This is a genomic window from Actinomyces polynesiensis (assembly GCF_000820725.1).
Taxonomy (GTDB): domain Bacteria; phylum Actinomycetota; class Actinomycetes; order Actinomycetales; family Actinomycetaceae; genus Pauljensenia; species Pauljensenia polynesiensis.
Window position 1 is genome coordinate 1 of the sequence record NZ_CCXH01000301.1, and the last position, 4,045, is coordinate 4,045.

Consider the following 4,045-nt stretch of genomic DNA (forward strand, 5'->3'; position numbering starts at 1 on the left):
ACCGACCCCGTGGGTGCGGCCGCCCGCGTGTACCGCTGCCCGCGCCCGGGCGGGGTGCATCGCAGGCACCGCGGACTCCGACGAGGGCGACGCCCCCGGGCGCTGGGTGCGGTCCGGTGCTGCGGGTTCAGTTCCTCCAGGCGGCGGCGCGCTGCCCGGCCACCCACGCCGCGACCTGCGTGCGGCGCTGCAGGCCCATCTTCGACAGCAGCGAGGTGATGTGGTTCTTGACCGTCTTCTCCGCGACGCCGAGCTTCTCCCCGATCTCCCGGTTCGACAGGCCGTCGCCGATGAGCTCGAGCACCTTGCGCTCGGAGGGGGTGAGGTCCGAGGTCGGGTCCTCGTGGTCGGCGCGCCGACGCGTCACCGTGCGCTCGTCGAGGAGGACGCGCCCCTCGGACACGGCCTTGATGATGTCGGTGATCTCCGCCCCGCGCACGGTCTTGAGCACGTAGGCACGGGCGCCCTTCTCCAGGGCCTCGGCCAGTGCCTCGTCGTCGTCGAAGGAGGTCAGCACGATCGGGCGGATCTCGGGGCGCGTGCGTCCCAACTGCTCCATGATGTCGATGCCGGTGCCGTCGGGCAGCTGCAGGTCGACGAGGATGACGTCGGGGCGCACCAGCTCCGCGCGGCGCAGGGCGTCAGCCACGGTGCCCGCCTCCGCGACGACCTCCAGGCCGTCGGCGCGGTCCACGATCTCGGCGATGCCTCGACGCACGATCTCGTGGTCGTCGACGATCATCACTCGGATGTTGGTGGGCTTGTTCTCGTTCGCGTTCACGGGACCATCGTACCGGGACCAGGGTCCTCCCCATGTCACACCGGACGGGAGGACCTCAGGACCCTGTGCCGAGGAAACCGGGGTCGATGCGCTGCATGGCGTCGCGTGCGGCCATGTTCTCCGCGTGCTTCTTCGAGCTGGCCGTGGACACGCCCTGGACGTCCCCGTCGCCGAAGGCCACCTCCGCCGTGAAGAGCCGGTGGTGATCGGGACCCTGGCCGTGCACCGTGAAGACGGGCTCCCCCAGGTGCTCGCGCTGGGCGTACTCCGCGATGATCGTCTTCCAGTCCTGGGTCTGGCCACGCTCCACGGCGTGGTCGAGCAGGTTGGAGACCAGCTGGAGGACCACCCGGCGCGTCTCCTCCAGGCCGAGGGAGAGGTACGTGGCGCCGATGAGCGCCTCCACGGTGTCGGAGAGGATCGAGTCCTTGTCGCGCCCCCCGGTCAGGTCCTCCCCGCGTCCCAGGCGGATGAAGTCCCCCAGTCCGATCTCGCGGGCCACGAGCGCGAGGGGCTCCTGGGAGACGGTGGCCGCGCGCATGCGGGAGAGGTCAGACTCGGGCAGGTCCGGGTGGTCGTGGTAGAGCCGGTCAGCCACGACGATCGAGAGGACGGCGTCACCGAGGAACTCGAGGCGCTCGTTGTGGGGGATCCCCCCGGCCTCGTAGGCGTAGGAGCGGTGGGTGAGGGCGAGGCCCAGAAGCTCCGGGTCGATGTCCGCACCCCACCTGGGCAGCAGCTGCGAGGGGTCGTCGTTGGGGGGGAGGGGGAGACGGGGCCTGCGCGCCATCAGTCCTCGGCCTCCTCGGTGGTGGTGTCCAGGAGCGCCGCCAGCCCTGCCAGGCGCGGGTCGATGACGTCGTGGTGGTGGTCCGCCGGGGCGTCCGCCAGGCGGATCCCGCACTGCGGGCACAGCCCGGGACAGTCCGGGCGGCACAGGGGCAGCGGGTCGACGAGGTCGAGGACCTCGTCGCGAACGAGGGGTTCCAGGTCGACGACGTCACCGGGCTCGACGAGGAGCAGGTCCTCGGGGACCTCGTCCTCCGCGGTGGCGGCGGCGCGACCCTTCGGCTGCTCGAAGTAGACCTCGGCGCCGTGGAACTCCTCGTCCTTCACGACGGGTTCGAGGCAGCGCACGCACTCGCCACGCAGCTCCACCTCCCCGTCGACCTGGGCGAGGACGCCCTCGTCGACGGTGGTGAGCTCGACGTCCAGGTCCTGGGTCGAGCCCGGTTCCACCCACATCGCGGAGGTGCCGAGGTCGTCGGGGACAGTCCAGGAGACCTTGCGGTGCAGGGTGGCCCCCAGGTGTCGGGGCAGGTCGCGCAGCTGGATGCGCAGGGGTGAGTCAGTGGTGGTCAATGTCGATGTCCGTCTGGTCGATTCCGTTGCGGTCGGCGATGGCCCGCCTGCCGGCATCCGTGCGTCGCTGGAGGTCGGTGAGGAGGTGGGCCACCTCCGTGAGGGTCTTGGCGGCGTAGTCGTCCGCGCCGCGGCGCAGCTGGGCGTCGGTCGACTTCGCCTCGGCCACGATCTGGCGGGCGCGGTCCTCCGCCAGGTGGGTGATGTTCTCGGTGGACACGAGCCGTTCGGCCTGGGCCTTGGCGTCGGCGATGGTGGACTCCGCGTCCGAGCGTGCCTGGGAGCGGGTCGCCTCCGCCTCCTCGGTGGCACGCGAGACGAGGTGGGAGGCCTGGTCGCGGGCCTCCTGGACCATCTGGTCCGCCTGTTCGCGTGCGTCGTCGAGGGTGGAGCGGGCGCGGGCATTGGCCTCGGCGATGGTCACCTCGGCGGCGGAGTCGGCGCGTCCGAGCACCGCGTCCGCGTCGGCGACCACCGCATCGGCGGCGACGAGGTCGTCGGGCAGTGCCTCGCGGGCCTGGTCGATGAGGTCCAGCAGCTCCGCCCGGTTGACCATGGCGTTGGCGGACAGCGGCACGGAGCGGGCCTGCTCGATGAGGTCCTCGAGCTGGTCGAGTGCGGCGATGACGGTGGAGGGACCGTAGACGGCCTCGCTCCCCCACTCCTCGGGGGTGTCCCCGCTCCGGTCCTGGGGGTGCTCGTCGTGTCCGTCCGGCTGCGGGGACTCCGCCGCGCGGGCGGCGTCGTCCTCGTGCACGGCCCGGTCCGTGCCCTCCTGCTCAGACATCACTGCCTCCCTCTCGCCGGGCTCCCCGGTGGGTGCCCACCGCTCCATTGTCCGCCATCACCCGCGCGACGCCCGGGGGAACATACCGCGACACGTCCATTCCCCACGCGGCCAGCTCGCGCACGATCGTGGAGGACACGTGGACCATCTCGGGGCTCGTGGGCAGGAAGACGGTCTCCACGTCACCGATCTCACGGTTGACGCTGGCCTGGATGATCTCCGAGGAGACGTCCGCGGAGTCCCTGATGCCCTTGATGACGAGGTCCGCGCCGCGGTCCCGGCAGAAGTCGACGAGCAGCCCGTCCATGCGCGCCACCTCGACGCGCGGCACGCCCTCCAGTGCCTCCCGGAGGAGGTCGACGCGCTGGCGGACCGTGAGCACCGGTGTCTTGGAGACGTTGACCCCCACGGCCACGACCACCAGGTCGGCCACCCGTGTCGCGCGCCGGATGAGGTCGATGTGGCCCAGGGTCACCGGGTCGAAGGACCCGGGCAGCACGGCTGTGGTCATGGGTGCAGTCTACGAGGGCGGCAGGGGCGGACCCGCGAACCACACTGAGGTTTCGCCGTAGGCGCGATGCTCCTCTCGGTGGAGGTGGAGGGGCCAGCCGGGCTCGGGGCTGCGGGTGGAGCGTTCCACCACCACCAGGGAGTCCGGGCCGATCCACGGGCCGAGCAGGTCCAGGACCTCGGTGAGGTCGTCCTCGGGCACGTCGTAGGGGGGATCGACGAGGACGAGGTCGACGTCGCCCGTGAGTGGCTCCCCACGACGCGAGAGCAGGAAGGAACGCGCGTCCACCGTGTGCACCCGGGCGCGGGACCCGAGGCCCAGGGTGCGGATGTTGGCCGCCACCACCTGGGAGGCGGGCCGCGAGCGCTCGACGAGGTCGACCTGTGCGGCGCCCCGGGAGGCGGCCTCCAGCCCGAGCGCACCGGAACCCGCGTAGAGGTCGAGGACCCGCGAGCCCGCGACGACATCCATGTGGTCGAGGCGTGAGAAGAGTGCCTCGCGGACCCTCTCCGAGGTGGGTCGTGTCCCCCGGGGCGGGACCCTCAGGGTCCGACCCCCCGCCTCTCCCGCCACGATCCTGGTCATGCCCCCACTCTAGGGGGAG

The 4,045-nt window shown here is 71.8% G+C and carries 6 protein-coding genes; all 6 read right to left on the reverse strand.

Annotated features, from left to right (window positions below):
• Positions 1 to 127: 127 nt before the first annotated feature.
• Positions 128 to 742, reverse strand: coding sequence for a response regulator (locus tag TA90_RS12555; protein WP_043537000.1), 615 nt, complete (start codon positions 740 to 742; stop codon positions 128 to 130).
• Positions 743 to 836: 94 nt separating this feature from the next.
• Entirely contained in the window at positions 837 to 1,571 is a 735-nt protein-coding gene (gene rnc, locus TA90_RS12560) for a ribonuclease III (RefSeq protein WP_043536993.1), read from the reverse strand.
• Positions 1,571 to 2,143 carry a YceD family protein gene (locus TA90_RS12565; protein WP_043536995.1) on the reverse strand — a complete coding sequence of 191 codons (573 nt, stop codon included), beginning with the start codon at positions 2,141 to 2,143 and terminating at the stop codon, positions 1,571 to 1,573. Before TA90_RS12565 ends, rnc begins: the two co-directional genes overlap by 1 nt.
• The gene (locus TA90_RS12570; RefSeq protein ID WP_231550741.1) at positions 2,130 to 2,930 is read right to left on the reverse strand and encodes an ATP synthase subunit B family protein; all 801 of its coding nucleotides are present in this window, start codon (positions 2,928 to 2,930) and stop codon (positions 2,130 to 2,132) included. Before TA90_RS12570 ends, TA90_RS12565 begins: the two co-directional genes overlap by 14 nt.
• Positions 2,923 to 3,441, reverse strand: a complete 519-nt coding sequence (coaD, locus tag TA90_RS12575; protein ID WP_043536997.1) for a pantetheine-phosphate adenylyltransferase — start codon at positions 3,439 to 3,441, stop codon at positions 2,923 to 2,925. The genes TA90_RS12570 and coaD overlap by 8 nt, the downstream gene beginning before the upstream one ends.
• A gap of 9 nt (positions 3,442 to 3,450) precedes the next feature.
• Positions 3,451 to 4,026, reverse strand: coding sequence for a 16S rRNA (guanine(966)-N(2))-methyltransferase RsmD (rsmD, locus tag TA90_RS12580; RefSeq protein WP_043536998.1), 576 nt, complete (start codon positions 4,024 to 4,026; stop codon positions 3,451 to 3,453).
• Between the last annotated feature and the right edge of the window lie 19 nt (positions 4,027 to 4,045).

What these genes read in the sequence shown, in the direction of transcription:
- TA90_RS12555 (WP_043537000.1), bottom strand. Translation starts at nt 742, where the DNA reads ATGATCGTCGACGACCACGAGATCGTGCGTCGAGGCATCGCCGAGATC.
- rnc (WP_043536993.1), bottom strand. Translation starts at nt 1,571, where the DNA reads ATGGCGCGCAGGCCCCGTCTCCCCCTCCCCCCCAACGACGACCCCTCG.
- TA90_RS12570 (WP_231550741.1), bottom strand. Translation starts at nt 2,930, where the DNA reads ATGTCTGAGCAGGAGGGCACGGACCGGGCCGTGCACGAGGACGACGCC.
- coaD (WP_043536997.1), bottom strand. Translation starts at nt 3,441, where the DNA reads ATGACCACAGCCGTGCTGCCCGGGTCCTTCGACCCGGTGACCCTGGGC.
- rsmD (WP_043536998.1), bottom strand. Translation starts at nt 4,026, where the DNA reads ATGACCAGGATCGTGGCGGGAGAGGCGGGGGGTCGGACCCTGAGGGTC.